20 protein-coding genes are annotated in these 25,095 nt (G+C 64.8%); 14 read left to right on the top strand and 6 right to left on the bottom strand.

Annotated features, from left to right (window positions below; translation table 11 throughout):
- Positions 1-185: 185 nt before the first annotated feature.
- The 5 genes from AB4068_RS13390 (at position 186) to AB4068_RS13370 (ending at position 6,010) form a co-directional block, all read left to right on the top strand.
- Complete coding sequence (locus tag AB4068_RS13390) at positions 186-1,598, top strand: ABC transporter permease (protein WP_441433645.1); 1,413 nt, start codon at positions 186-188, stop codon at positions 1,596-1,598.
- 2 nt (positions 1,599-1,600) lie between these two features.
- Positions 1,601-2,302 (top strand): ABC transporter ATP-binding protein, encoded by a 702-nt coding sequence (locus tag AB4068_RS13385; protein WP_441433644.1) that lies wholly within the window; start codon positions 1,601-1,603, stop codon positions 2,300-2,302.
- Positions 2,303-2,409: 107 nt separating this feature from the next.
- On the top strand, positions 2,410-3,480 hold the full coding sequence (locus AB4068_RS13380) for a Gfo/Idh/MocA family protein (RefSeq protein WP_059388017.1): 1,071 nt from the start codon (positions 2,410-2,412) through the stop codon (positions 3,478-3,480).
- A gap of 101 nt (positions 3,481-3,581) precedes the next feature.
- On the top strand, positions 3,582-4,526 hold the full coding sequence (locus AB4068_RS13375) for a hypothetical protein (RefSeq protein WP_441433643.1): 945 nt from the start codon (positions 3,582-3,584) through the stop codon (positions 4,524-4,526).
- A 107-nt stretch (positions 4,527-4,633) separates the two neighbouring features.
- Positions 4,634-6,010, top strand: a complete 1,377-nt coding sequence (locus AB4068_RS13370; protein WP_441433642.1) for a hypothetical protein — start codon at positions 4,634-4,636, stop codon at positions 6,008-6,010.
- Between the two features lie 117 nt (positions 6,011-6,127).
- Here the strand turns inward: AB4068_RS13370 and AB4068_RS13365 are convergent, their stop codons facing one another.
- Entirely contained in the window at positions 6,128-7,624 is a 1,497-nt protein-coding gene (locus tag AB4068_RS13365; protein WP_441433641.1) for a chlorohydrolase family protein, read from the bottom strand.
- Between the two features lie 210 nt (positions 7,625-7,834).
- Here AB4068_RS13365 and AB4068_RS13360 point away from each other — a divergent pair, with 210 nt between their 5' ends.
- The gene (locus tag AB4068_RS13360) at positions 7,835-9,244 is read left to right on the top strand and encodes a DUF3100 domain-containing protein (RefSeq protein WP_441433640.1); all 1,410 of its coding nucleotides are present in this window, start codon (positions 7,835-7,837) and stop codon (positions 9,242-9,244) included.
- A gap of 817 nt (positions 9,245-10,061) precedes the next feature.
- A complete protein-coding gene (locus tag AB4068_RS13355) occupies positions 10,062-10,676 on the top strand; it encodes a uracil-DNA glycosylase (protein ID WP_441433686.1) in 615 nt (204 codons plus the stop codon).
- Positions 10,677-10,681: 5 nt separating this feature from the next.
- Here AB4068_RS13355 and AB4068_RS13350 read toward each other — a convergent pair whose 3' ends face one another.
- Positions 10,682-11,128 carry a DoxX family protein gene (locus AB4068_RS13350; protein WP_306964029.1) on the bottom strand — a complete coding sequence of 149 codons (447 nt, stop codon included), beginning with the start codon at positions 11,126-11,128 and terminating at the stop codon, positions 10,682-10,684.
- A 117-nt stretch (positions 11,129-11,245) separates the two neighbouring features.
- On the opposite strand from AB4068_RS13350, the gene AB4068_RS13345 reads away from it, so the two are divergent.
- Positions 11,246-12,346 (top strand): FAD-dependent oxidoreductase, encoded by a 1,101-nt coding sequence (locus AB4068_RS13345; RefSeq protein WP_441433639.1) that lies wholly within the window; start codon positions 11,246-11,248, stop codon positions 12,344-12,346.
- A gap of 75 nt (positions 12,347-12,421) precedes the next feature.
- Here the strand turns inward: AB4068_RS13345 and AB4068_RS13340 are convergent, their stop codons facing one another.
- Complete coding sequence (locus AB4068_RS13340) at positions 12,422-14,641, bottom strand: NADP-dependent isocitrate dehydrogenase (RefSeq protein ID WP_441433638.1); 2,220 nt, start codon at positions 14,639-14,641, stop codon at positions 12,422-12,424.
- A gap of 210 nt (positions 14,642-14,851) precedes the next feature.
- Here AB4068_RS13340 and AB4068_RS13335 point away from each other — a divergent pair, with 210 nt between their 5' ends.
- A complete protein-coding gene (locus AB4068_RS13335; protein WP_059388023.1) occupies positions 14,852-15,835 on the top strand; it encodes a trypsin-like serine peptidase in 984 nt (327 codons plus the stop codon).
- Positions 15,836-16,007: 172 nt separating this feature from the next.
- Positions 16,008-17,039: a trypsin-like serine peptidase gene (locus AB4068_RS13330; protein WP_441433637.1), complete on the top strand. Its 1,032-nt coding sequence runs from the start codon at positions 16,008-16,010 to the stop codon at positions 17,037-17,039.
- 169 nt (positions 17,040-17,208) lie between these two features.
- On the opposite strand, the gene purH is transcribed toward AB4068_RS13330, so the two are convergent.
- On the bottom strand, positions 17,209-18,879 hold the full coding sequence (gene purH, locus AB4068_RS13325; RefSeq protein ID WP_441433636.1) for a bifunctional phosphoribosylaminoimidazolecarboxamide formyltransferase/IMP cyclohydrolase: 1,671 nt from the start codon (positions 18,877-18,879) through the stop codon (positions 17,209-17,211).
- A gap of 120 nt (positions 18,880-18,999) precedes the next feature.
- Here purH and AB4068_RS13320 point away from each other — a divergent pair, with 120 nt between their 5' ends.
- The 3 genes from AB4068_RS13320 to AB4068_RS13310 are packed head-to-tail and all read left to right on the top strand — an operon-like array spanning position 19,000 to position 22,263.
- Complete coding sequence (locus tag AB4068_RS13320) at positions 19,000-19,938, top strand: N-acetylglucosamine kinase (RefSeq protein ID WP_441433635.1); 939 nt, start codon at positions 19,000-19,002, stop codon at positions 19,936-19,938.
- The gene (murQ, locus tag AB4068_RS13315) at positions 19,922-20,890 is read left to right on the top strand and encodes an N-acetylmuramic acid 6-phosphate etherase (protein WP_441433634.1); all 969 of its coding nucleotides are present in this window, start codon (positions 19,922-19,924) and stop codon (positions 20,888-20,890) included. The genes AB4068_RS13320 and murQ overlap by 17 nt, the downstream gene beginning before the upstream one ends.
- Before the next feature lie 20 nt (positions 20,891-20,910).
- Complete coding sequence (locus tag AB4068_RS13310) at positions 20,911-22,263, top strand: MFS transporter (RefSeq protein WP_441433633.1); 1,353 nt, start codon at positions 20,911-20,913, stop codon at positions 22,261-22,263.
- Between the two features lie 99 nt (positions 22,264-22,362).
- On the opposite strand, the gene purN is transcribed toward AB4068_RS13310, so the two are convergent.
- Positions 22,363-22,935, bottom strand: coding sequence for a phosphoribosylglycinamide formyltransferase (purN, locus tag AB4068_RS13305; RefSeq protein ID WP_284991732.1), 573 nt, complete (start codon positions 22,933-22,935; stop codon positions 22,363-22,365).
- Positions 22,936-22,973: 38 nt separating this feature from the next.
- On the opposite strand from purN, the gene AB4068_RS13300 reads away from it, so the two are divergent.
- Positions 22,974-23,396, top strand: coding sequence for a hypothetical protein (locus tag AB4068_RS13300; protein ID WP_253257189.1), 423 nt, complete (start codon positions 22,974-22,976; stop codon positions 23,394-23,396).
- Positions 23,397-23,426: 30 nt separating this feature from the next.
- On the opposite strand, the gene AB4068_RS13295 is transcribed toward AB4068_RS13300, so the two are convergent.
- Positions 23,427-24,758, bottom strand: a complete 1,332-nt coding sequence (locus AB4068_RS13295; RefSeq protein WP_441433632.1) for a cell division protein PerM — start codon at positions 24,756-24,758, stop codon at positions 23,427-23,429.
- Positions 24,759-25,095 lie beyond the last annotated feature (337 nt).

Genomic DNA, 25,095 nt, shown 5'->3' with positions numbered 1-25,095 from the left:
GCACCACCGACGGCGGCCATCCCCACTCCAGGGGGTGGCCGCCGTCGGTGTGTCCGGCTCCATCCGCCRTCGCGCAACTCTTCACAGGCCCCGCATAGCTTCAGCAGCACAGCCGCACAGCCGCCGTGAGCACTGTTAGGTGAGCAGGCGCGCCGCTGGGGCGGGCCAGGTCCAGAAGGAGAATCGTGAGCGTCCTCGCCCGGAGTGTAGGCAATGCCTTCCGCAACAAGATAAGAACCGCGGCTGTAGTGGCAGTCCTGGCCGTCGCGATCGGGCTGGCGCTTGCCATGCTCGTGGCCAACCAAGCCGTTGGCGGCAAGGTCCAGGAGTTGAACGCCTCCGTGGGCACGGTCCTGACCGTGAATCCGGCCGGCGCGCAGGGATTCGACGGCGGCGGCGAGCCGCTCACCGCGGCCCAGACCGCGACGGCGGCAGCGGTACCGAACGTCGTTTCCGTGGTGGGCACCAAGGCGCTGCGGCTGGAGACCGCGACGACGGCCTCCACCTCGACCACCGGCACCACGGCGCAGCAAGCCGGACCCGGTGGCGGTCCCGGCGGTGGCACGAGCGTCACCACGAACCTTCAGGCAGCCATCGACGCCGGCACGCTCGGCAACCGCAACAACACAAGCGGCAGCACGGGCTCGGGTAGCACCGGAACGGCGCCCACGTTCTCGCTGCCCATCACTGCTACAGGTATCGGGGCCGAGGTGGACACCGCCGGCAAGGCCCTGAACATCACAAGCGGCACAGGCCTGGGCGACTACACCGTCGCCAGCACCAAGGCCCTCGTCGGAACGACTCTCGCGACGAAGAACAACCTCAAGGCCGGCTCGACGTTCACCATCGCCGGCAAGACGTTCACGGTGGCAGGCATCTTCGACGCCGGCACCACTTTCGGCAACAACGCCGTGTACACGACACTCGCCGAGGCCCAGGCCCTCGCGGCGACTCCGGGCGAGCTCTCCAGCATGGTGGTCACCGTCAACAGCATGGCGAATGTGGACGCCGCCAAGACGGCGCTTCAAGCCGCCCTCGGCTCCGGCAAGGCTGACGTCACACAGGGCCAGCGGAACCTCGAAACCGCGGTCAGTTCGCTGGACAGCGTCAAGAACATTTCACTCGTGGCCTTCATCGCGGCACTCGGCACCGCCGGCTTGATCATCCTGCTCATCATGGTCATGTTGGTCCGCGAGCGCCGCCGTGAGATCGGAGTCCTCAAGGCCATCGGCGCCCGCAACCGGACCATCGGCTTGCAGTTCGTGCTCGAAGCCCTCGTCCTCGTGGCGCTTGGCAGCGTCGTTGGCGCTGCCATCGCCTCCTTCGCCAGCGGCGGCATCGCGTCGGCGCTGATCAGTTCCAACAGCTCGACGACGGCCACGAGCCAGCGCGGTCCCGGCGGCGGAGGGTTTGGTGGTCCAGGTGGAAACCCCTTCGGCGGAGCCTCCCAGTTGCTGACCTCGGTCACGGCGAGCGCCTCCCCCGGCGTCATTGCTGCAGGCGTTGCCGCGGTCTTCGGCGTCGCCGTCGTGGGCGCCTTGGTACCAGCGCTGCTCACCGCCCGCATCCGCCCCATCGAAGTCCTCCGAGGAGAATAGCCATGATTGAAGTCAAAGACCTGGTCCGCCAGTTCAAGTCCGGCGACCGCACCATCAAGCCCGTCAACGGCGTGAGCTTCGAGCTCGAAAAGGGCACCCTCGCCTCGATCGTGGGAAAGAGCGGAAGCGGCAAGAGCACCCTGCTCTCCCTGCTCGGTGCCCTCGACAAGCCCACCAGCGGGGACGTCGTCGTGGACGGAGTCAGCCTGGCCGGGCTCCCCGCCGGCAAACTCACCGAATACCGGCGCCGGGACATCGGGTTCGTTTTCCAGCAGTTCAACCTCATCCCCAACCTTTCGGCAGTGGATAACGTGATGCTGCCCATGGAGTTCGCCGGAATGCGGAAGGGTGCCCGCTTGGAGCGGGCCAGGTCCCTCCTGGAGCAGGTGCAGCTGGATCCGGAGAAACAGTCCCGCCGCATCAACAAGCTCTCGGGCGGCGAGCAGCAGCGCGTTGCCATTGCCCGGGCGCTGGCCAACGAGCCCAAGCTCATCCTGGCCGACGAGCCCACCGGCAACCTGGATGAGCAGACCGGTGAGCACATCATCGAACTGCTCAGTTCCTTGAGCCGGGACCATGACACCACCATTCTGGTGGTGACGCACGACCGGAGCCTGGCTCAGAAGACCGAGCGCCGCTTCAGGTTGCAGCAGGGCAAACTGAGCGAGGAAGCCGTTCGTCCGCGGGTCGCCGCCGGGGCCTGATCGCCTCTTCAGTGCTACAGACGGAGGGCCGGGAATCGCAAGGTTCCCGGCCCGTTGGCCCGAATGCGTCCTGTAAACGCGGCTTGTGCAATGAGAGGATTGGCCGCATGAGTCTGCATATCGCCAAACCGTGGTTGTTCAGCCAGCCGAACCAGGATCCCCGCGCGGCCACTGGCAAGGCCTTGAACTGGGGCATCATCGCCACGGGAGGAATCGCCAAGACCGTGAGCGGCGACCTCGCCCAGCTCGAGGACGCAAACCTCCATGCAGTGAGTTCACGGCGCCAGGAATCCGCGGATGCCTTTGCCGCCGCGCAGGGGGTCACGAAGTCCTATGGCGACGACGGCGGTGTACCCGGCTACCAGCGGCTGCTAGCCGATGACGCCGTCGATGTCGTCTACGTGGCCACCCCGCATGCCCAACACTTCGAGATCGTCAGGGATGCCCTCAACGCCGGGAAGCACGTCCTGTGCGAGAAATCTTTGACCATTAACGGCCGTGAAGCGGCGGAGCTCGTCGCTCTGGCCCGGGAACGGAAACTGTTCCTCATGGAAGCCGTGTGGAGTCGATTCCTGCCCAGCATGCAGAGGGCATTCGCCATTGCCGCGTCCGGCGAGCTGGGCGACATCAAGTGGGTCAGCGCCGACCTTGGATTCCCTGCCCCTTACGATCCCACCGCCCGCATTTGGGCCCCGGCGGACGGCGGTGGAGCCCTTTTGGACCTCACGGTGTACGCCCTGCTGTGGCCCTTGGGCACCCTCGGTTTCCCGCAGTCTGTCAGCGCAATCGGCACTTTGACGGACGACGGCGTCGACTCCCAGAATGCGCTCACGCTGGGTTACGACGGCGGTGCTATCGCCCAGCTGACATCCTCGTTGCTGGCCCATGGGCCGCGCTCGGCATCCGTTGCAGGCTCCAAGGGCTTCCTCCAGACGCAGGGTTCCATTAACAATCCGCGCGAGCTGCTGATTCGAACGGGCTGGGATGAACCCCGGACCGAACGTTTTGACGCGGTCGGGATCGGCTACACCTACGAACTGCGTGAGGTTACCCGCTGTGTCCAGCAAGGACTGACCGAAAGTCCCGTGATGCCCTTGGACGATTCGCTGAACACAATGCGCCTCTTCGACGGGGTGCGATCCCAGCTCGGAGTCCGATACGCCAACGACGCCCGCTGAACTGAATGGGCGAATCCGCCCTCCAACGTCTGGACTAGTTAACTAGTGAGGCCTAGGATGGGAGCGATCGTCGATCCAAGCTGACGCTGGGGGGTGTCGAGATGGAAGCTGAGCAAAGTAAGTCGCGCGTTCTTCATGTTCTCCGCTCCGTCATGCTTGCCGGCGCGGGGGCCGTTGTTTGGATCGCCCTCTCTTCCACGGCAGCCAGCGCTGATTCCGGAAACACCAACAACCACACCCTTCTGGGCGGCGCGAGCTCTACGGTGTCCAACGTGGTGCACAATACGCCAAAGGGGCTTTCCGGAACTGTCAGCGACGCGGTTGCGGCAAGTGTCGCGTCCGTGCCGGCCCCGGCCGTGGCATCCGTTCCAGTCCCCGAGGTCCGGCTACCCGCGGTACAGGTGCCCCCTGCGGTGGTCAACGAGCTTCCGCAGCTGACTGCGAGCGTCGATCAACTTCTGGCCAACACGCCCATGGTGAGCACAGTCCTCCCTGATGGCGCAGTTAGTGCCGCGACTGCAAGCCTCGTATCGCCGGCAGCGCGCGCGGTTGACGGGGTCGGGTCAGGCGTTGGTTCCTTGGTTGGCAGCCTTCCGGTCACTGTCCCGGACGTAACCGTCCCTTCAATCCACATCCCCGATGCCGCCGGAATCGGCGAAGCCCTTGAAGCGGGATCCGCTGTTGCAGGGCCCGCTGGCAGTGTCCCCTTGACGTCGGCTCAGGACGTCGCGACCCCGTTGCTCAGCCTCGCTGGCTCCAGTGGCCTTCCGGGCCTGATGGCAACGCCTTCGAAGTCGACTGTCCGGGCTAGCGGTTCAAACGAACCTTCAGCGCCCTCCGACGGGACATTCCCGCCCGGTGCGCCAGGCGGCAGCGACACCGTAAGCGGCTCTGCGGTCCTTTCCAGCAATCCCTCGGGTGCTTCTGCCGCTTGGCTCCAAGGCACCAAGCTGTTTTACCCCTTGGCTGGGACCATCGTGTCAACAGCTGCGGCCGGCAGAGTTCCGGCTCCGGTGTCGTTTGACCCGGGTTCATCCCCTGACTAGTTCCGCGCCCCGCCGCTTTCCCGGAAGCCAATTCCGGACCGCGGCAAATGGCCAATCCAGGCGCTCCAATGCGCCTTTCGGAACTACTCGTTCAGGAGAACAACATAATGCACAGCATGATTCGCAAGGGGCTGCTTGGCACCCTCTTTGCCGGTGGGTTGATAGCCCTCGGCGCAACTGCCGCGAACGCGGCAGACACCACTACAAGTGCGCTGGGCAATGCCTCAGGCACCCAAGTCGTTGCACCGGTGTCCATTCCGGTGAACGTCGGGTCGACGTCGCTCTCAATCCTTTCGGGCGCCGCGACCACCGCCCCTGCACTCGCCCCGGTTCCGGCCCCGGCGACCAATTCCGGCGGAGCAGCCGTCCCGTCCGGAACCCAGGTGGTGGCTCCGATATCGGTCCCTGTTAATATCGGAGCCACCTCACTGGCAGTTCTGAGCAACTCCGCCCCTGGAACAGCCTCTGGCACCCAGGCGACGGCTCCCGTCAGCGCGCCTGTCACCGCTCCAGTCACCGTGGGTGACACCTCGGTCAACGTCCTCAGCACGACGCCGACCGGCACCAGCGGAGGCACCGGCGTCAGCGCGCCTGTCACCGCTCCTGTCACCGTGGGTGACACCTCGGTCAACGTCCTCAGCACGACGCCGACCGGCACCAGCGGAGGCACTGGCGTCAGCGCGCCTGTCACCGCTCCAGTCACCGTCGGTGACACCTCGGTCAACGTCCTCAGCACGACACCGACTGGCACCACCGGAGGCACCGGCGTCAGCGCGCCTGTCACCGCTCCTGTCACCGTGGGTGACACCTCGGTCAACGTCCTCAGCACGACACCGACGGGCACCAGCGGAGGCACCGGCGTCAGCGCGCCTGTCACCGCTCCAGTCACCGTGGGCGACACCTCGGTCAACGTCCTCAGCACGACACCGACGGGCACCAGCGGAGGCACCGGCGGAGGCACTGGCGTCGCTGGGTCGGTGAACGGACTGGCCTCCTTGGGTGACACCTCGGCGAGCCTACTCGGCACCGCGTCGACGGGCACCAATGGAGGCGTCGGATCGCTCTTGAGTGCAGGACTGACGGCACCCTTGGGCCTGCCGAACACTATCGGCACCGCATCGGTGGGTTTGGGATTGCCCTCTATCAGCCAACCCGTTGTCACCCTGCCCGTTGTCACCCTGCCCGCCGTCACCCTGCCGGTCGTGAACCTGCCCGTCGTGAACGGGCCGGTCGGATCTCAGGGCTTCGTCGATCCGGCTGCAGCCGCTCCTTCGGTTGAGACACCGGCGGCCCTTGCATCCGGAACTGCAGCACAAGCCAATGCGGCCTCTGTAACTGCAGCGGGTGCTGTTGGGACCGGAACGGCTGTTCTCGCAAGCACCGGCTTCAATGGCCTGTGGTTGTTGTTCGCGGCAGCGCTGCTGTTGCTTGGCCTCATCGTGATGGTGGGCAGCCGGAAGATCCGGGCAACAATTCCCGCATAGTCACCGGCTCGGGCTTCTCCACCGCATCGGATGTAGCCCGCTTGCAGCTCCTCCGCAGGGCAAACAGCCCCGCGGAGGAGCTCACGCGTGAACATAGGGACTTCTGACCCTTAACCCTTAAGGTGCGTACGCCGTCGCGTCATGTGTCAGAGCTGCTGCCGGGGCATAGACCGGTGGAAACAGCTCGGAGGCATCGCGCCGCAGGTAGTCGCGTTCGCCGTAGGCGTCCACCATCTGTCCAAAGAGCTGCTGACCCTCAGCGCGCAGTCCATCCAGGTCGATGCCTGGGAGCGAGCCGTCAACAACCACGGGGCGGCCCGCAACGTACGTGTCGGTGACATTGCGTGCCGAACCGTTGAGGATGAGCGTGCGCAATGGATCTTCCACGACTCCGTCACGGAAGTCCTCCAGTGAGGCGACCATAATGTCGGCTTGGGCGCCCGGACACAGGCGCCCCAGGTCGTCGCGACCCAGTGCCCTGGCACCACCCAGGGTGGCAGCGTCGAAGAACGCCGAGACCGTACCAGCGTCCCGGCGGCCCTCTGCGATGCGGGCCAGGTGCGTGCCGACGTCGATGCCCTTGATCAGGTCCGGTGGGAATGAATCCGTTCCCAGGCACATGTTGACCCCGGCGGCTGCGAAGGCGTCAAAGGATTTGAGCATGCCTGAGTAGTGGAACGACGTCAGGGGGCAGTGAATGATGCTGACGTCATGCCGGGCCAGCACATCCAACGGCCCGCCTTCTGCGCTGGAGGACGGGTCGGTGCCGTCGATGACAACCCCGTGCGGGATGAGGAGCCGCGTGTCCAGCAGGCCTGAATCCGCAAGCTGCTCAAGGACTGTACGCCCCGTGAGCTTGACGAGGAAACCGTCTTCATTGGTCCCCTGGAGGCAATGGAGGCGGACCAGCGCGTTGCGTTCGGTGGCCAGTTCGGCAGTCCGGCGCATCAGTTCGTCCGAGAGTGTCTCGATCCGGCATGGCAGCAGGACACCGGTAAGCAACGGGTGTCCTAGCTCGTCGGCGTAGTCGAGGAACCGTGCGGCGTCGGCGAACCCTGTGCGTCCCTCCTCCTCGTCGAAAAGGATCACGCGCTGGCCGTCGTGGTCAGTGACGTTGATCCCCGAACGGTACGCGGAGCCCAGGAAGCCGCGCAGGCCGAGCTCGATGCTGGACTGTGCCATCCCTTTGAGTTCCTCGAAGGTTTCCGCCCAGGAGCTGTGGATCTCCGAGGCAATCGGCATGTAGGTGGTCACGCCGTGCAAGGCCAGCTGCGCCAGCGCAAACTTGCGTACGCTCTGGCGCTGCGCCGCGGTGAAGACATCGCGGCGGCGGTTATGGAAGTAGTCTTCGGACCATTGCAAGCCCGGAGCGATTTCCTCGGTGGGCCAGGAGTCGAAGATCATGTGATCAATGTCCGCCAAGGCGTCGAGATCGATGAGGCCAGGGGAGATGAGGCTCTGTCCAAAGTCCCGGCGTTCGTCAACGGGACCGGCGTAGTCGGTACCCACGTAGATGATCTCGTCATCCCTCATCACCACGTGCCCATCCGTGTGCATGACGTGCCCGGTCCCGTCATAGCCAAGGACGTACCGGGCAGAAAGCTGAGTGATCATAAACCCTCCAAATTTGGTATCCCAAGGTCAAAAAGCTGCAGACCGAGTCCGGCATCGGACGATCGCGCGAATGCCCTAGGTTTGGGGAATCCGAGCAGCTTTTGTGACATGTCTTGCATTGCGATGTGATCCACCTTACCATCTTTGGTATACCAAATGGCATGGATGTATCCGTCCCTCGCCACTGCAGCACACGAAGGGTGCACAACAATGAAGAACCAATCCACAACCACTCCGGAGGTGGATACGCCCGTAGTCAACGTCGATCACGGACGGGCCCGCCTCTTCACCCCGACCGCACGGCAATGGGGATCGATGATCCTGCTGTCCACAGCCGTCTGCGCCGTCGCCATCCTGGCCGGAACACACAAGATTCCCCTCGGCAACGCCGCTATCGTACTCATGCCCGTCTTGTGGGCCGTGCTGATGGGCGCCGTCATCGGCGTCCAGAAGGTGCGCCCCATGTCCGGCCAGAGCCGTGCCGTGGCCTCGGTATTGCTCAACGTCAGCATCGTCATGTTCCTCGGAGCCCTCGGCACCCAGGTGGGACCCTCCTTCGCCAAACTGACTTCCCTCGGTCCGGCCATCCTGCTCCAGGAAGTCGGCCACATCTTCGGAACCGTCATCATTGCCCTGCCGGTCGGCGTCGCGCTGGGCATGGGCCGCACGGCCATCGGGGCCACCTGGGCAATTGACCGGGAATCCTATTTGGCCTACGCACTGCAGCGTTTCGGTGTGAAGTCCCCGGTCTACCGCGGCGTGTTCTCCGTGTGGCTGCTGGGCAGTGTATTCGGCGCCGTCTTCATCTCCCTCCTGGCCGGCTTGCTCGGCGGAATGGGCATCTTCGACCCGCTTGCACTCGCGTTGGGCCTGGGCCTCGGCTCGGGATCCATGATGCTTGGCGGCGTCGCGGCCCTGTCCATCCTGTATCCCGGGCAAGCACCGGAGATCATGGCGCTTGCAGCCCTGTCGAACCTGGTGACGAACCTTGTGGGCTTCTACGCCGGAGCCTTCCTTTCGTTGCCGATGTCTTTGCGGCTCTACAAGTTCTGGTCGCGCCGCTTCCGCCGCGATGACGAAGGCAAGCGCCTTGACCGCAACGGGAACCCCGTTGCCGCGAAGCTGCGCCGGCCACAGGACCGATCCAAAGTGGACGTTTCAGCCGTGCTCCAGGACCCCGAAGTGCGCACGAAGCCCTCAACGTGGATTATCGCTTTCGGTGCAAGCATCGCCGCGGGCGTGGTCCTCAACGCCTTGGGCACCAAGTCCACCAGTATCAACGACGTCATTGGCGTGGTGATCCTTGGCCTCCTTACCGCGCTGGCATTCGTACTGGCCAAGTACGTTCCCGCCGTGCCGTCGAGCGTATGGGTCCTTGCGCTCGCCACGTTGGCAACAGCTCCGATTCTGCCTTTCAGCGGCTTGATCGTCTCCTTCACCCACAACCTTGACCCGCTCTACGTGGGCCTTGGCTCGATCGCCCTGCTCGGCATGAACGTTGGACGCGACATCAACGCGCTGAAGACACTCAACTGGCGCACGGTCATTGTGGCGACCATCACGTTCTCCGCAAGTTTCATAGCGGCCGCGGCACTTGCACAATTCGTCATCCACATCTGAGGGCTGACGCCGGACGACTGACGCCGAACAAGGGCGGTGGAATGGACTCTTTCGTCCATTCCACCGCCCGCTCGTGTCTCCGCCCGCCCTCGGCGGCGCCCACGGGTGATGTTCGACGCATCGCGGTTCCTTGATCCCCGGAGCCGCGCGACATACCGAGTCAGATGAACGGCTGAAGGACTCCAGACCATCTATGGCTTGCTAAGATCTAAAGGCTCAACCGGTCCCCCGGAGAGCCCCCATCAACTGGCCCGGAAACGGACGCGCCCCTTCGCGCCCGATACTGGCCCCTGCCCGACCCCAGGAGACCCCTGCTCTCATGACCGCATTGGCCGAACCGGACTATTTCGAGGTCCACGACGAGGATTACCGCACCGAACTGGACTCGCGGTACGAGGAAGGTTTCGGGCGCGGCCCCGAGCTCGACGACGACTACGGCACCGGCTACGACGAACTCGACAAGCTCTTCGATGGTCTGTTTGACGACGAGGATGACCTGGACGCCCCGGCCAAGGCCGAAAAGAAGGTTCCGGCCAAGAAGGACGCTCCGAAGGCTGCTGCCGCAAAGACGGCCACGCCGAAGAAGGCGCCCACAAATTCGGTGCCCAAGGCCAGCCCGGTCATTACCCGCAGGGTGGTCCCTGCGGCCGCTCCCGTCGTCGAACCCGCCGCCGAACCGGTCGCCACCGTCGTCGAACCCGCCGCCGAACCGGTCGCCACCGTCGTCGAACCCGCCGTCGTCGAACCGGTCGCCGCCGTCGTCGAACCCGCCGTCGTCGAACCCGCAAGCTCCGAAGCGGCTCCCGCGGAAGAATCGGTGACTCCCGCGGTTCCGGACAGCCCTTTCTTCGCCCCGCACATCGCTCCGGTCAACCAGCATGTGGAGTTCCTCCGCAAGCTCCGCCCTGGCTTCGAAGTCCCCTACGTGGATCCGATGCACTCGGTGGAGGATTGCCGGATTGTCAGCCTGTTCTCCAACACCAGCGAGGCATCCCCGCGGGGCGTTGTGTGGGCCGGAGACGACGCCGCCGCCACCCGGCTATTGGGTCTGCAGTTCCAGCTCGGCCTGCGCCCGGAATGGATGATGCCGTGGAACACCCACCCGTGGTTTACTCCGGGCGAGGCGAACGGAAAACTGACCCCCGAGCAGGTCAGTGCCGGGCTCAAGCCGCTCATCGCGTTCCTCAAACTCGTCCCGCGCGCATCGGCGATCGTCGCGCACGGAACGGAAGCCAACCGCCTGGCGCAGATGCTCCTCAAGACTGACAACCAGCTGATCTGGCGCCGCGGCCTGAAGGTCTACAAGGCCCGTTCGCTGCACGGGCGCGCCTTCGCCGGTTCCAAGGAACGCCAGACCGAATGGCTGATCGAAATGGGCCGCTCCTACGCGGACGCCATGGCCCGCGCGGGTCTCCAGGCGGGTCGGCGCTAGGAAAGCTAGCGCCGCGATTTCCGGGCTGGCTTCCCGGCAAACAGTCTCCGGTCCAGCGAAACCGCCCCGGAACCGATGAAGGCGAACGCCAACGCCAACGCGATATACAGGATGAGCAGTTCGGCGTTGATTCCGGGGCTATCGCTCAACAACGGTTTGCCCGATTCGGTGACAAACCAGATCCCTGCGTACATGAGGGCCGCCAGGAAGCCAGCCACCCGCGTCAGGGCGCCGAGCACCAAAAGTGCGCCCAGCCCGGTTTCACCCCAGATGACCAGCCAGGACATCAGCTCCGCTTTTTGAACACCCATCGCGGCGATGGTTGCCTCAAACGCAGGCTGCCCCGCGAGCAGCTTCTGGACTCCGTGCACCAGCAAAAGGCCGCCGAACACGATCCTTAGAAACGCGATGCCGCGCGAAGACGAGGTCTGCGAAGGAAGGAGGAATTTCACCCGATCCAATCTTCCATGCGGAGGGCACAGCTCAAAACAGCCGCTCCGTCCACGGCAGAATGGAAACCGCAGCGGACCTCGGTGGGAGGGCCGCAGGACAGGATGGATGAAGCCGGGATGGATGTTGACGTCGTTGTAGTCGGCGGAGGCGCGATGGGATCAGCTGCGGCCTGGCAGCTCGCACTCAAGGGGCGATCGGTGGTTCTCCTTGAGCAGTTTGAGGAGGGGCACCATGTAGGGGCTTCCCATGGTGCGACGCGCAACTTCAACACGGCCTACGCAGAGGGTGACTACCTCGCCTTGGTCAGCGAAGCGAGGAACCTCTGGGACAGGCTCGCGGAGGAAACCGAAACGCAGTTGTTGGATCTTGTGGGTCTGGCCAACCACGGAAATGTTGCCCGGCTCCGGGAAGTTCGGACCGCGCACGCTGAGCGGGGCATCGCAAGCCAGTTCATCTCCGCCAAGGAGGCGTCAGAGCGTTGGCGGGGCATGGTGTTCCGAAGCGATGTCCTCTTCGTGCCGGAATCGGGCCGGGTCCGGGCGGCCGAGGCCCTCAAGGCGCTGCGCACATCGGCCGAGGCACACGGTGCCCGCTTCGAGTATTCGACCCCTGTTCGCGAGATCCGCGTGCTCGGCGAGGATCGCGCCGTCGTCGTGACCGATTCGCTGGAAATCACGGCGCGCCGGATTGTCATCGCGGCGGGCGCCTGGACCAGCAAGCTTGTCGGGACGCAAGTCCCACTCCCCCGTTTGGTGGTCACCCAAGAGCAACCTGCCCATTTCACGCCCATCGATGATTCCCCGTCCTGGCCGAGCTTCAACCACGCGCCGGACCCGGGAGATCCCCGTGACGACTATTGGTACAGCCCCGTCTATGGGATGCTCACTCCAGGCGAGGGGGTCAAGGCGGGGTGGCATGGCGTAGGGCCTGTCACCGATCCGGATGCCCGCACATTCGAACCCGAACCGGTTCAGCTGGAGGCCCTCCGCCGCTACGCTCGTGAGTGGCTGCCCGGGGTCGACGCCGAATCGGCGGTTCCCATCAGCTGCACTTACACGAGCACGGCCAACGAAGATTTCCTGCTCGACCGTTTTGGACCGCTGGTGGTCGGCGCGGGGTTCTCAGGCCACGGATTCAAGTTCACCCCGGCTATTGGCCGCGTACTTGCCGATCTTGTCGACGGGATTGACGCGCCGCGCCGCTTCCGCCGCGCTTAAATGCAACTAGCTCGCAGTTGTTGTCGTTCTGAGCGCTCAAAACGACAACAACTGCGAGTTGGGTGGGCGGGGCGCCTAGTTCAGGGTGGCGACAACCTCGTTGAGCTTTGCTGAAGGTCGCATCACGGCCTCCGCCTTGGCGGCGTCGGGGCGGTAGTAGCCGCCGATGTCGGCAGGCGAACCCTGGACTCCGAGCATCTCGGCAATGATGGTGTCCTCGTTGGCCGTCAGGGCCTCGGCGACGGCGGAGAACGCGGCGGCGAGCTCCGTATCGTCGCTCTGCTGGGCCAGTTCCTGTGCCCAGTACTTCGCGAGGTAGTAGTGGCTGCCTCGGTTGTCGAGTTCGCCCACCCTGCGCTTCGGGGACTTGTTGTCGAGCAGGAACGTGCCGGTGGCGCGGTCGAGCGTGTCCGCGAGGACCTGTGCCCGGGCGTTGCCGGTGGTGGTGGCGAGGTGCTCGAAACTGACGGCCAGGGCAAGGAATTCGCCCAGGCTGTCCCAGCGCAGGTGGTTTTCCTGCAGGAGCTGCTGGACGTGCTTCGGAGCCGAGCCGCCGGCACCGGTCTCGAAAAGGCCGCCGCCGTTGATCAGCGGGACCACGGAGAGCATCTTGGCGCTGGTGCCAAGCTCGAGGATCGGGAACAGGTCGGTGAGGTAGTCACGCAACACGTTGCCGGTCACCGAGATGGTGTCTTCGCCCTTGCGGATCCGCTCCAGCGTGAACGCGGTGGCCTTCTCCGGGGACATGATCTCGATCTGCAGGCCCTCGGTGTCGTGGTCCTTCAGGTATTCCTTGACCTTGGCGATCAGCTGGGCGTCGTGGGCGCGGGTTTCGTCGAGCCAGAAGACAGCCGGCATCTTGGAGGCGCGGGCACGGGTGACGGCCAGCTTGACCCAGTCGCGGATCGGCACGTCCTTGGTCTGGCAGGCGCGCCAGATGTCGCCCGGGGAGACCTGGTGTTCGATCAACACGGTTCCGGAAGAATCCACAACCTGGATGGTTCCGGCGTACTCAACCTCGAAGGTCTTGTTGTGGCTGCCGTATTCCTCAGCCGCTTGTGCCATCAGGCCGACGTTCGGAACCGTACCCATGGTGGTGGGATCGAAGGCGCCGTGGGCACGGCAGTCATCGATGACCACCTGGTAGACATCTGCATAGCAGCTGTCCGGGATGACCGCGAGAGTGTCGGCTTCCTTGCCGTCCGGTCCCCACATGTGGCCGGAGCTGCGGATCATCGCCGGCATCGAAGCGTCAACAATGATGTCACTGGGAACGTGGAGGTTGGTGATTCCCTTGTCCGAATCGACCATGGCCAGCGCCGGTCCGTCTTCCAGGCCCTTCTTGATGGCCGCCTTGATGCCTTCGCGGACGTCTTCCGGGAGTTCATCGAGGCCGTTCAGGATGGAGGCGAGGCCGTTGTTGGCGCTCAGGCCGGCAGCAGCGATCTGCTTGCCGTAGGTGTCGAAAAGCTCAGAGAAATACGCCTTGACAACGTGGCCGAAGATGATCGGATCGGAGATCTTCATCATGGTGGCCTTCAGGTGTGCCGAGAACAGCACGCCTTCTTCCTTGGCGCGGACCACCTGGGCAGCCAGGAACTCGTCCAGGGCAGCGGCGCGCAGCACGGTGCCGTCCACTACTTCACCGGCGAGGACGGGGAAGGCCGGCTTGAGGACCTTGACGGTGCCGTCTTCGCGGACGATCTGGATCTTGATGGTGTCGTCGGCCGGGATGACCACGGACTTCTCGTTGGAGCGGAAGTCGTTCTCCGTCATGTGCGCAACGTTGGTCTTGGAGTCGGCGCTCCAGGCACCCATGGAGTGCGGATTCTGGCGGGCGTAGTTCTTCACCGACAGGGGCGCGCGGCGGTCCGAGTTGCCTTCACGCAGGACCGGGTTCACGGCCGAGCCCTTGATCTTGTCGTAACGCGAGCGGATGTCCGTCTCTTCGTCGGAGGAGGGGTTGTCCGGGTAGTCCGGAAGCGCGTAGCCCTGACCCTGCAGTTCGGCAATGGCTGCCTTCAGCTGAGGGACGGACGCGCTGATGTTGGGAAGCTTGATGATGTTCGCTTCGGGCTTCTTTGCCAGTTCGCCCAGTTCAGCCAGTGCGTCACTGATCCGCTGCTCTTCAGTCAGGTAGTCACCGAAGACGGCGATGATTCGGCCGGCCAGCGAAATGTCGCGGGTCTCGACCTCCACGCCGGCCGTTGAGGCGAAAGCTTCCACAATCGGCAGGAACGAGTACGTCGCCAGCATCGGCGCTTCGTCAGTGTGGGTATAGATAATCTTTGCCATTGGCGGGGCATCTCCCTGAAAGTCTGCAGATTTCAACATCTCTAACTTACCTGAGGGGGCCGGATTGGCGCGTACCGGGACGGCCTCAAGCGCGCTGTGCAACGTCATACCGCGCCGAACCTTATGTACCTCCGCACCAAATCGGAGTAGGTTCATTGGGTCAAACTGTGGCCGACAACACGTGGCCGCCAAACGATTGGCAGGACAATCATGACAAAGAAATCACTCCCCATCACTGGTCTCCTGAGCCTCATTACCTCCGCCGTTTTGACCCTCTGTGCCGCTGGAGGGGCGGCAGCCGCAACGCCTACTGCGGTTTCGAGCTTCGCAGCGCCTGGGACGCAGCAGCTCGTCAGCCTGGCGACAACAAACACCGACCCCACGGGGTACTGGACTCCCGAACGGATGCAAGCAGCCATCCCGGGCGATGTCCTCGCCCGCAAAGCCCTCGCACGAGGTGGCGCCACCGCCAGCGGCACGGTCGAAACCGGCCCGCCAGTGAAAATCGCCAGCGCCAAGGGCAGCAGCTCGAGCCTGCACCAAGACGAAGACCCTATTGACCACGTCGGCAAGGTCTTCTTCACCATGGGCGCCTTCGCTTACGTCTGCTCCGGCAACGTCGTCGTGTCGGACAACGACAGCACAGTGGCGACCGCGGGCCACTGTGTCAACGAGGGTCCCGGAGCCTTTGTCCAGAACTTCGTGTTCGTTCCGGCCTATCTCAACGGCAATGCTCCTTACGGCATCTGGCCCGCCAAGGCCCTCTACACCACGCCCCAGTGGCGCACCGCCGGCGACATCCGCTATGACACCGGTTTCGCAGTTACCGCCACGGTGAAAGGCAAGCACTTGGCCGACGTCGTTGGCGCGTCCGGCGTGGAATTCAACCAGGACCGGGGACTGAGCTACCAAGCCTTTGGCTACCCTGCCGCCCCGCCGTTCGACGGACAATCGCTGAAGAGCTGTTCGGGTGACGCCACCAAGGACCCCATCAATCCACAGTTCAAGGCGCAGGGCATTCCCTGCGATATGACCGGTGGGTCATCGGGCGGACCCTGGATGGTCGACTCGGGCCGGGATTCCTACCAAAACTCCATTACGAGCTACGGCTACCCTGGTGGCCCGGCTGTGATCTACGGCCCTTATTGGGGCTCCGTCATCCGGGATGCCTACGATACGGCGTCCACATCCTAGGTCTTTCGGCCAGTTGGAAACTAGGCAGAATTCGCATCTTGTCAAACGAAAGTAAAATCTCACAAAACTTGAACAATTTCTTTACATGCTTGTCACGGCTTCGGTAGTTTCGGTTCCGTCAGTCGGCGGCCTCCACAAACCGGCCGCCGTCCGCTCGATATCTAGGACAACTGTGACGAGAACCAAGACCTTGGCCACAAGCCTGCTCGGCCTCACTGCCGCCGCCTTACTCGCGCTGGGCGCCGGCAGCGGGGCCACCGCGGCCCCGTCCATAAGCGATGGCACCGATGCGTCGACCGTGAGCAGCAATTCGGCGTCGGACGCGAACACCGCTGACTATTGGACTCCTGAACGGATGAAGAACGCCGTCTCCGGTGACCTTCTGGTCACCAAGGCGCTGACCCGGACACAGGCCGCGGTTGGCCTTTCGGACATACCAACTTCTCCCGATCAGGTTTTTCCCGGGCTTGGCCGCGCACTGACAATCGAAGGCAAGAATGCCACCAGCACTGCAGCGCCGTCCCCCGCCGTGGATCGTAAAGCCAACGCAGGTGAGTCTCCCGTTTCACACATCGGAAAAGTGTTCTTCACACTCGGCGGGGTGAACTATGTCTGCTCCGGCAACTCCGTCACCTCCGCCAACCAGAGCACCGTGTCCACCGCCGGCCACTGCCTCAACGAAGGCCCCGGGGCGTTCGCGGGCAACTTCACGTTCGTTCCCGCCTACCAGGACGGCGCCGCGCCCTACGGAAAGTGGACGGCCAAGGCGCTCTACACAACCAGCCAGTGGTCCTCAAGTGGAAACATCCAGTACGACACCGGATTTGCCGTCATGAACACCCTCAATGGCCAAAAGCTCGCAGCCGTGGTGGGCGCCTCAGGCGTCCAGTTCAACGCTGCCCGAGGACTGGCGTACAAGTCGTTCGGCTACCCCGCGGCATCGCCCTTCACCGGGGAATCGCTCAAGAGCTGCTCAGGCACTGCCACAAACGATCCCAACAACCCCCAGTTCAAAACCCAGGGGATCCCCTGCAACATGACGGGTGGCTCCTCCGGTGGCCCATGGTTCCTTGGAAGCAGCGCCAGCGGATACCAGAACTCGGTGAACAGCTACGGCTACGGAAGCAACTCCACCACGATGTACGGCCCGTACTGGGGCACGGTCATCCAAGGCACGTACCAGACAGCGTCCACAGCCCCGTAACCTCCCCGGCGCAGCAGGGACATGCCCCCTGTTCGCTCCCAGGGTTGGACATATTGCGAATATGCCCAGCGCCGACCACCAAAAATGGACATGTCCTCCCGGGAGGACATGTCCATTTTTTGGTGCCGCGAGTGGACCCGGTGCGAGCGCCCGGACCTAGGGAAAGGACCTAGTGGAAGAAGTGCCTTGCGCCGGTGAAGTACATCGTGATGCCGGCGGCGTTGGCCGCAGCAATGACTTCCTCGTCGCGCACCGAACCGCCAGGCTGGACGACGGCGCGGACACCAGCGTCGATCAGGATCTGGAGGCCATCGGCGAACGGGAAGAACGCGTCGGAAGCGGCCACGGCACCGCGGGCGCGCTCGGGTGCGCCAGTCGCGACGGCGTTGGAGGCACCGCCGGCACCGTCGACGTCGGACTCCACCTGGACGCCCAGGGTGTTGGCGCGCTCAACGGCCAGTTTGCACGAGTCGAGGCGGTTGACTTGGCCCATGCCGATGCCGACTGCCGCCCCGTTGTTGGCGAGGAGGATCGCGTTGGATTTGGCGGCGCGGCAAGCAGTCCACGCGAACGCGAGGTCGGCCAGCGTGGCGTCGTCGGCGGCAACGCCTGCGGCGAGGGTCCAGTTGGCGGGGTTGTCGCCGTCGGCGTCCACCTTGTCGGCCTGCTGGACGAGGACGCCGCCCGAGACCTGGCGGAGTTCCGTCGGGTAGCGGCCGTAACCGTCCGGCAGCGCCAGAAGGCGGATGTTCTTCTTCTTGGACAGGATGTCAACGGCTTCCGGCTCGAAGCCCGGGGCGATGACAACCTCGGTGAAGATCCCGGCCACGGTCTTGGCCATACCGGCCGTGACAATGCTGTTGGCCGCGATGACGCCTCCGAAAGCGGATACCGGATCGCAAGCGTGGGCCTTGGCGTGGGCGTCGGCGATGGGGTCGGCGGCATCGTCCGAACCCACGGCCACACCGCACGGGTTGGCGTGCTTGATGATGGCGACGGCCGGCTCGGAGAAGTCGAACGCGGCGCGGAGGGCGGCGTCGGCGTCGACGAAGTTGTTGTAGCTCATGGCCTTGCCGTGCAACTGGTCTGCCTGGGCGATGCCGGCGGGGGCCGCCTTGTCCACGTACAGCGCGGCCTGCTGGTGCGGGTTTTCGCCGTAGCGCAGCACCTCGGAGCGCTCAAGGGCGAGGCCGGCGTAGGCGGGCCAATCGATGACGCCGTCACCGTCTTCGTCGAGGAACTGGCTGGCGGTCCAGGTGGCAACGGCGGTGTCGTACGTTGCGGTGTGGGCGAATGCCTTCGCGGCGAGGCGGCGGCGCGTCTTCAGGTCGAAGCCACCCGCGGCGGCGGCTTCCACGACGGCGCCGTAGAAGTTCGGGTCAACAACGATCGCGACGGCGGCATGGTTCTTGGCGGCCGAACGCACCATGGCGGGGCCTCCGATGTCGATCTGCTCGACGACGTCGTCCTGCGCAGCGCCGGAGCGGACGGTCTCCACGAAGGGGTAGAGGTTGACCACAACGAGGTCGAAAGGCTCGATCTCCATCTTGGCCAGCGTTTCCATGTGGGCAGGAACGCGGCGGTCGGCCAGGATACCGCCGTGCACGCGCGGGTGCAGGGTCTTGACCCGGCCGTCGAGCATCTCCGGGGAACCGGTGACTTCTTCGACTTCCTTGACCGGAATACCGGCTGCGGCGATCTTCTTCGCGGTGGAACCGGTGGAGACGATGGCGACTCCTGCTGCATGCAGGCCCTTCGCGAGCTCCTCCAGCCCCGTCTTGTCGTAAACCGAGATCAGTGCACGGCGGATGGGAACACGGTCAAGCTGCGTCAAGCTCACAAAAGTCTCCGTCTTATATCGCGGGATTCCGCGGTTGCTGGGGATATGGACGAGTTTATCGTGTTGTGGCTCCTCTTCGTTTTTCGAGACGTGGCCGCGTCCGCAACATATGGTTGGGCCATGGATTCCGCGGATGTGATTTTGGTAGCCGACGTCGGCAAGAGCCGATGCCGGGTTGAACTCAGGCGAGGCGATGAGGTGGTGGGCTCGGCGGACCAGCAGGGCTTCCCCGGCCTCGGCATGGACGACGGCGCCCGGCTCGCCTTCGAGCTGCTCGCGGACACCGCGGCCATGCTGCCGCGGGGGCTTCCGGCAGCATTCCCGGAAGGTTCCTTGCTTGGAATCGGCGCCGCTGTGGCCGGGGTCGAGGCCTCAGCGGCGAACTCCCACGAACTCGCCGTCCTCCTTTCCGAGCGCTTCAAGGTCCCGGCCGCGGTTCTCTCGGACGCCACCGCGGCCCAGCTCGGCGCCCTGCACGGCGCACCCGGAACGGTGCTGATTGTTGGCACCGGGGCTGTTGCCTTCCGCTTCGACGACGCCGGAACCCTCCACCGTGCCGACGGTTGGGGACCGCTCTTGGGCGATCGCGGAAGCGGCCGCTGGATCGGCCAGCAGGGCCTTCAGGCCGCACTACAAGCTCACGACGGCGGCCCTGCCACGTCGTTGCTCGGCTCGGCTGCCGCGCTTGTAGGCTCGCCCGCGCAACTTCCGGCGTGGCTCGCCGAATCCGACAACCCGGCACGGACGATGGCGCGTTTCACGCCCGCGGTGCTGAAAGAAGCGGAGGCGGGGGACGCCGTCGCACGCGGCATTGTGGACGAAGCCTGCAGGCTTCTCGTGAACACCGTGGCCCTTGCCGCGGGCGACACGAAGCAGGTGGCGCTCCTTGGCGGCGTCGTGAAATCGGAGTTCTTCGGCGGGCTCTTGCACAACGCCCTCGCTTCGGCTGGGATTGAGGTGGTTGCGGCTCTCGGCGATGGCATGGACGGGGCCGCCCTCGCAGCGAACCGCCGCGGGCTCCTCCAGGAAAGGTACATTCACCGTGACGGAACAGCCTGACGCTTCTTCCCCCGGTACCCCGGACTCCCCCGACGGGCTCGAGGAACTCCGTTCGGAGCTCGCGGGCCTGCAAACCGAAGCCGCGTTGCCCGCGCTCAGTGAGTTGGACACCATGGGCACGCCCGAACTCGTCGCGGCCATGAATGAGCAGAACCGCGGCGTCCCGGCCGCCGTCGAACAAGCCAGCGGGGAAATCGCCGCAGTGGTCGACGCCGTTGCGGAGCGCCTCGCCCGCGGCGGCCGGTTGCTCTACGTCGGCGCCGGAACGGCCGGGCGGCTCGGGGTTTTGGACGCGAGCGAATGCCCGCCCACGTTCGGCACTCCCCCGGGGCTCGTCGTCGGGATCATCGCGGGCGGCACCCAAGCCATCCAGAAGCCAGTGGAGTACGCCGAGGACAACGCCACTGCCGGAGCCCGGGACCTGCACGACATCAGCGTGACCGAGGCGGACGCCGTCGTCGGAATCTCGGCTTCGGGACGCACACCGTACGTGATCGGCGCCCTTGAGGAGGCCCGCAGCCGAGGCGCTTTCACCGCCTCGATCGCTTGCAACCACGCTTCGCCCATCAGCAAACTGGCGGACGTGGCGATCGACGTCGTGGTTGGTCCCGAGTTCGTTGCCGGTTCAACGCGGCTGAAGGCCGGCACGGCGCAGAAACTCGTCCTCAACATGATCAGCACGCTCGCGATGGTCAAGCTCGGGAAGACCTACGGAAACCTGATGGTCGATCTGCGGGCAACCAACAACAAGCTCCTCGCAAGGTCCCAACGGACCATCCAACACGCCACCGGAGTGGACGCAGAGACGGCGATTCGCGCGCTGGATTCCGTGGGCGGATCGGTCAAGGCAGCCATCCTGGTAGTGCTGACGGGGATCGATCCGGGGCAGGCCAAGAGCGCTTTGGACGAGGCCGGCGGCTTCCTGCGAAAGGCGATCGAGAAGCACGGATAGAGTTTTCCCCAGGAGGGGAAATGAATACTTACACGACCGTCCCGAGCGGCGAACAGGTTGTCCAGGAGCTGCCGTGGCGGTGGAAGGTCCAGGGCAGGATCTTCCTGATCGGGGGCCTCGGCTTCATGTTCGATGCCTGGGACGTCACCCTCAACGGCATCCTCATTCCGCTGCTTTCCAAGCATTGGTCCCTCCAGCCCGCCGACGCCGGATGGATCGGGACCGCAAACCTAATCGGCATGGCCTTGGGCGCCTTCGCCTGGGGTACCATCGCGGACACCATCGGCCGGAAACGGGCCTTCACGGCCACCCTGCTGATCTTCTCCATCTTTACTGTGTTGGGAGCTTTCGCGCCGGACATCGTGTGGTTCTGCATCTTCCGCTTCATGGCCGGCTTCGGGCTGGGCGGCTGCATTCCCGTGGATTACGCACTCGTCGGTGAATTCACCCCGCGGAAGCATCGCGGCAAGGTGCTTACCGCTATGGATGCTTGGTGGCCCGTAGGGGCCGCCCTGTGCGGCTTCATTTCGGCCGGACTTGTTGCGGCCTTTGCCGATTGGCGCCTCACCATGCTCCTGATGGTGTTGCCTGCCCTTCTGGTGTTCTGGGTCAGGCGGAGCGTGCCCGAATCCCCGCTCTTCCTCATCCGCAGGGGCCGGCGCCAAGAAGCCGCCGACGTCATCGACAACCTCGTCCTGGCCACGGGAGCCGAGCCGCGCGCCTACAGCCTGCCCGCACCACAAGATGCGCCGCCCCTCTTCGCCGGCAGCGCATGGCAGCAACTGCGACGGATCTGGCAGTTCAACTGGAAGATCACGACGGCGGCCTGGGCCCTGTTTTTCAGCATCCTTCTGGTCTACTACTTGAGCTTGACGTGGATGCCGCGGATTCTGATCGGCGCCGGGTTCGAGGAGTACAAGGCCTTCGTGACGACAGCCGGGATGGCCGGCGTCGGGCTCCTGGGCGTGGCGGTCGCGGCAGTGCTGGTGGAGCGGGTGGGCCGCAAGTGGATCCTGGCCATCACCGGGCCGCTGTCCGCGTTGGCCCTGGTGATCGTGTCATTGGTGGTGGACATTCCGGACGCCGCGGTGTTCTGGCTCCTGGCGTTCGGCTTCGTCATCCAGGTGGCCATCCCGGTGCTCTACACCTACGTCTCGGAGCTCTACCCCACGGAGCTTCGGGGTTCCGGCTTCGGCTGGGCCTCGACCTTCTCACGCGTTGGTGCCGGGATCGGGCCGCTCGTGTTCGCTTCGTATTTCTGGCCCGAGCTTGGCCTGGCCACGTCTTTCGCCTTGGCTGGCGGGCTGATCGTTGTGGCGGTGCTGTGGATGGCGTTGTTTGCGCCGGAGACCAAGCAGCTCGAGCTCGGCTGAGCATGCCCCACGGGGGTGCCCAACTGACTCGCATTTGTTGTCGTTATGAGCCGCCAAAACGACATCTAATGCGAGCTAGTTGGGTCGGGCGCCCTGGACTTAGGCGTGCTTTCCCGCCGCGAGCTCTGCGAGCGTCCGGACCAGGAGCCTACGCTCCACCACCTTGATGCGTTCGTGCAGGGTGTCCTCGGTGTCGTCCGGGGCGATGTCCACCGCTTCCTGGGCGATGATGGGCCCGGTGTCCACGCCGGCGTCGGCCCAGTGGACAGTGCAGCCTGTCACTTTMACACCATAGGCCATGGCATCGCGGACTCCATGGGCTCCCGGGAAAGCGGGAAGCAGCGCGGGGTGGGTGTTGAGGTACTTGCCTTCGAAGGCATCGATGAACTCCGGACTCACAATCCGCATGAACCCGGACGAGACCACCACGTCCGGATCGTACGAGGCAACGGCTTTGGTAAGTGCCGCGTTCCAATCGGCCCTGTCCGCGTAGTCCTTGAAGTCCACCACGAAGGTGTCCAGTCCGGCTTCGGCAGAGCGTTCCACGCCGTAGGTACCCGGCCGGTCGGCTCCCACGGCTGCGATCTCAATGTCCAGCTCGCCCGCCTTCACGGCGTCGATTACTGCTTGGAGGTTGGAACCGGTGCCGGAGACGAGGACAACAATACGCATTGCACTAGCTTATGGCTGGCTCGCGTAGGCTGGAAAACATGAATTCCGGCGTTGGACCCACCCCGCAGCATCAGCCTCAGAGCGAGGCTGCCAAATCAGCGCTTGCCGTTACCCACACGCTGTTCAGGACTTTCCTGCTGACCGTGCTTGGCGCCCTGTTCGTCTATATCCTGAACATCAGCTACGTCTGGCTCAGTGGAATCCTCACCGTCATCGCCGCGGTGCTTGGAGTGGTGGTCCTCGTGCGGGCGATCCGGTTCAAGCAGCCGCGCATCGTTCTGTTCGGCACCATTTCCGGGCTCGTGGTCACGGCCATCATGTGCCTGCTGGTGCTCACCGCAGTCGTCTTCTTCCAACAGGTCACCACCTTGGAGAACTGTGCACGAGGCGCACTGACGCTCCACGCCCAGAACTCGTGCCAGGTGGATTTCCAGAATTCCCTTCCCTCCGGATTGCGCTAGCCGGGGCGCAAGCCAGGTGAGGCAGGCACCTTAGCGGCGGTCGCCGTCGTACACGGAATCGTCGAGATCCGCTTCGCGGAGCTTCTGCCGCCTCTCGAGCCAGGGCCCCACCCAATAACCGATCACGACGCCGATCCCCACCTCCGCGGCGATCCAGACTGCCGTCCACCGCGGGTCCGGGCCGATCTCGGTGAGACGCCCGATCCCGGCGGAACCGCGCGCCAGCCAGGCGAGGCCTCCGGCCAAAGCCCCTGCGACGGCCCCGATGAGCGCGCCGAGGATCAGCGTGGAAACAGGAGCCGTGAACCAGCGCGCCTTGATCTTGATGGAGAGCCATTCGTCGAAGTGGTTCTCCCCCGCCCGCAGGAACCACCAGCCCGCCAACACACCGGCGATCACCGGCAGGGCGAGGGCCGCGGCGCCGAAGTCGAGCTGCCCGGTGGGCAGTGCGCCGAAGACGGGGATCGCGGGCAGCGGCCCGACGGCGGTGCCCAGCGGCCCGACGTGTGAGCCGATGCCGAGGGAGAACCCTGCGCCAGAGGACCAAGCCAAAGCGAATACCGCCAGATTGGGGAGGTAGCCGAGCTGGGCGATGGTCAGGACGCCACCGCCGAGGGCGCCGGCTTTCAGGCCTTCGTAGACGGCGATGATGTCCGTCCAGTGGATGACAAGGTCGACGGCGAGCAGCGTCGCCGAGAGTGTCAGGGCTGCCATGATCGCGACGAATCCGGCCTTGATGGCGGAGCCGAAGTAGGAACCGGCCCAGCGGGAATGTTGGCTTGTGCGTGCAAGCCAATCGACGGCGTCGACCCCAATGAGCCTGCTCCACGAGCCCGACTCACGCCGGGCACCCACCACCATGCCGAGACCGAACGGGATTAGCGGAAGTAAGGCAGCGAACCAGATGTTGATGACGACGTCCTGCGTCCGGCACACGAATCCGGTGGCCGCGCCGAACGCCCCGTAGACAAGCAACGCTCCGAAGAAGGCCTGCCACAGCTGGTCCGTGTAGGAAGCCCTGGCCAGCCGGCGGCCCGCGCGCCACGCCAAAAGGAAGGGGACCAGCGTCAGTCCGAGCGGGATAAGGGACAACATCCCGGAACCCGGTAGACCCGCGGTTCCCATGTTCACAGTGGCAAGTTGCAGCGGAACGCCGTGGACCAGCAACCAGGCTTGGCCAGCCAGGCGTGCCAGGAAATCGACGGTGTGGTTCTGGAATCCGTCAGTTGCCCAGACAGCGATCAGCGGCAGGACCACCACGAGCGCGGAGATGATGGCGGCCTGGGCCGACTCAAGGGCGCCCTGCAGCCACAAAGGCATGGGCAGGCCATGGTTACCAGTCTGATCAGCGCGCAGTTTCATCGTGTTCTATCGTGCCACGGCGTGCCCCGCTCCCCCGGCAGGCGCCCGCACGGCCCGCCAATCCCCCAACGCCCGCTCACTTATGAGGCGTTCCGGGCGGACGCTCGCTCACCAATGAGGCTTTCCGGGCGGACGCTCGCTCACCAATGAGGCTTTCCGGGCCAACGCCCGCTCACCAATGAGGCACGCCGGGCCAACGCGCGCTCACTCCGGCCGCACCGCTGTCGTCGTATATGTGTGCGAGCGTTGGCAGGAAACCCGACATACGTGAGCGAGCGTCGGGGAAAACCCACCGTAGGTGAGCGAGCGTCCGGGGCGCGCAGTGCCTGTTGGGGCC

Origin of the sequence: Arthrobacter sp. 2RAF22 (genome assembly GCF_052115325.1) — a bacterium.
In the GTDB taxonomy this organism is placed as follows: Bacteria; Actinomycetota; Actinomycetes; order Actinomycetales; family Micrococcaceae; genus Arthrobacter.
Note: the sequence above shows the minus strand (reverse complement) of the source record. Positions and strands in the feature narration are given on the sequence as shown.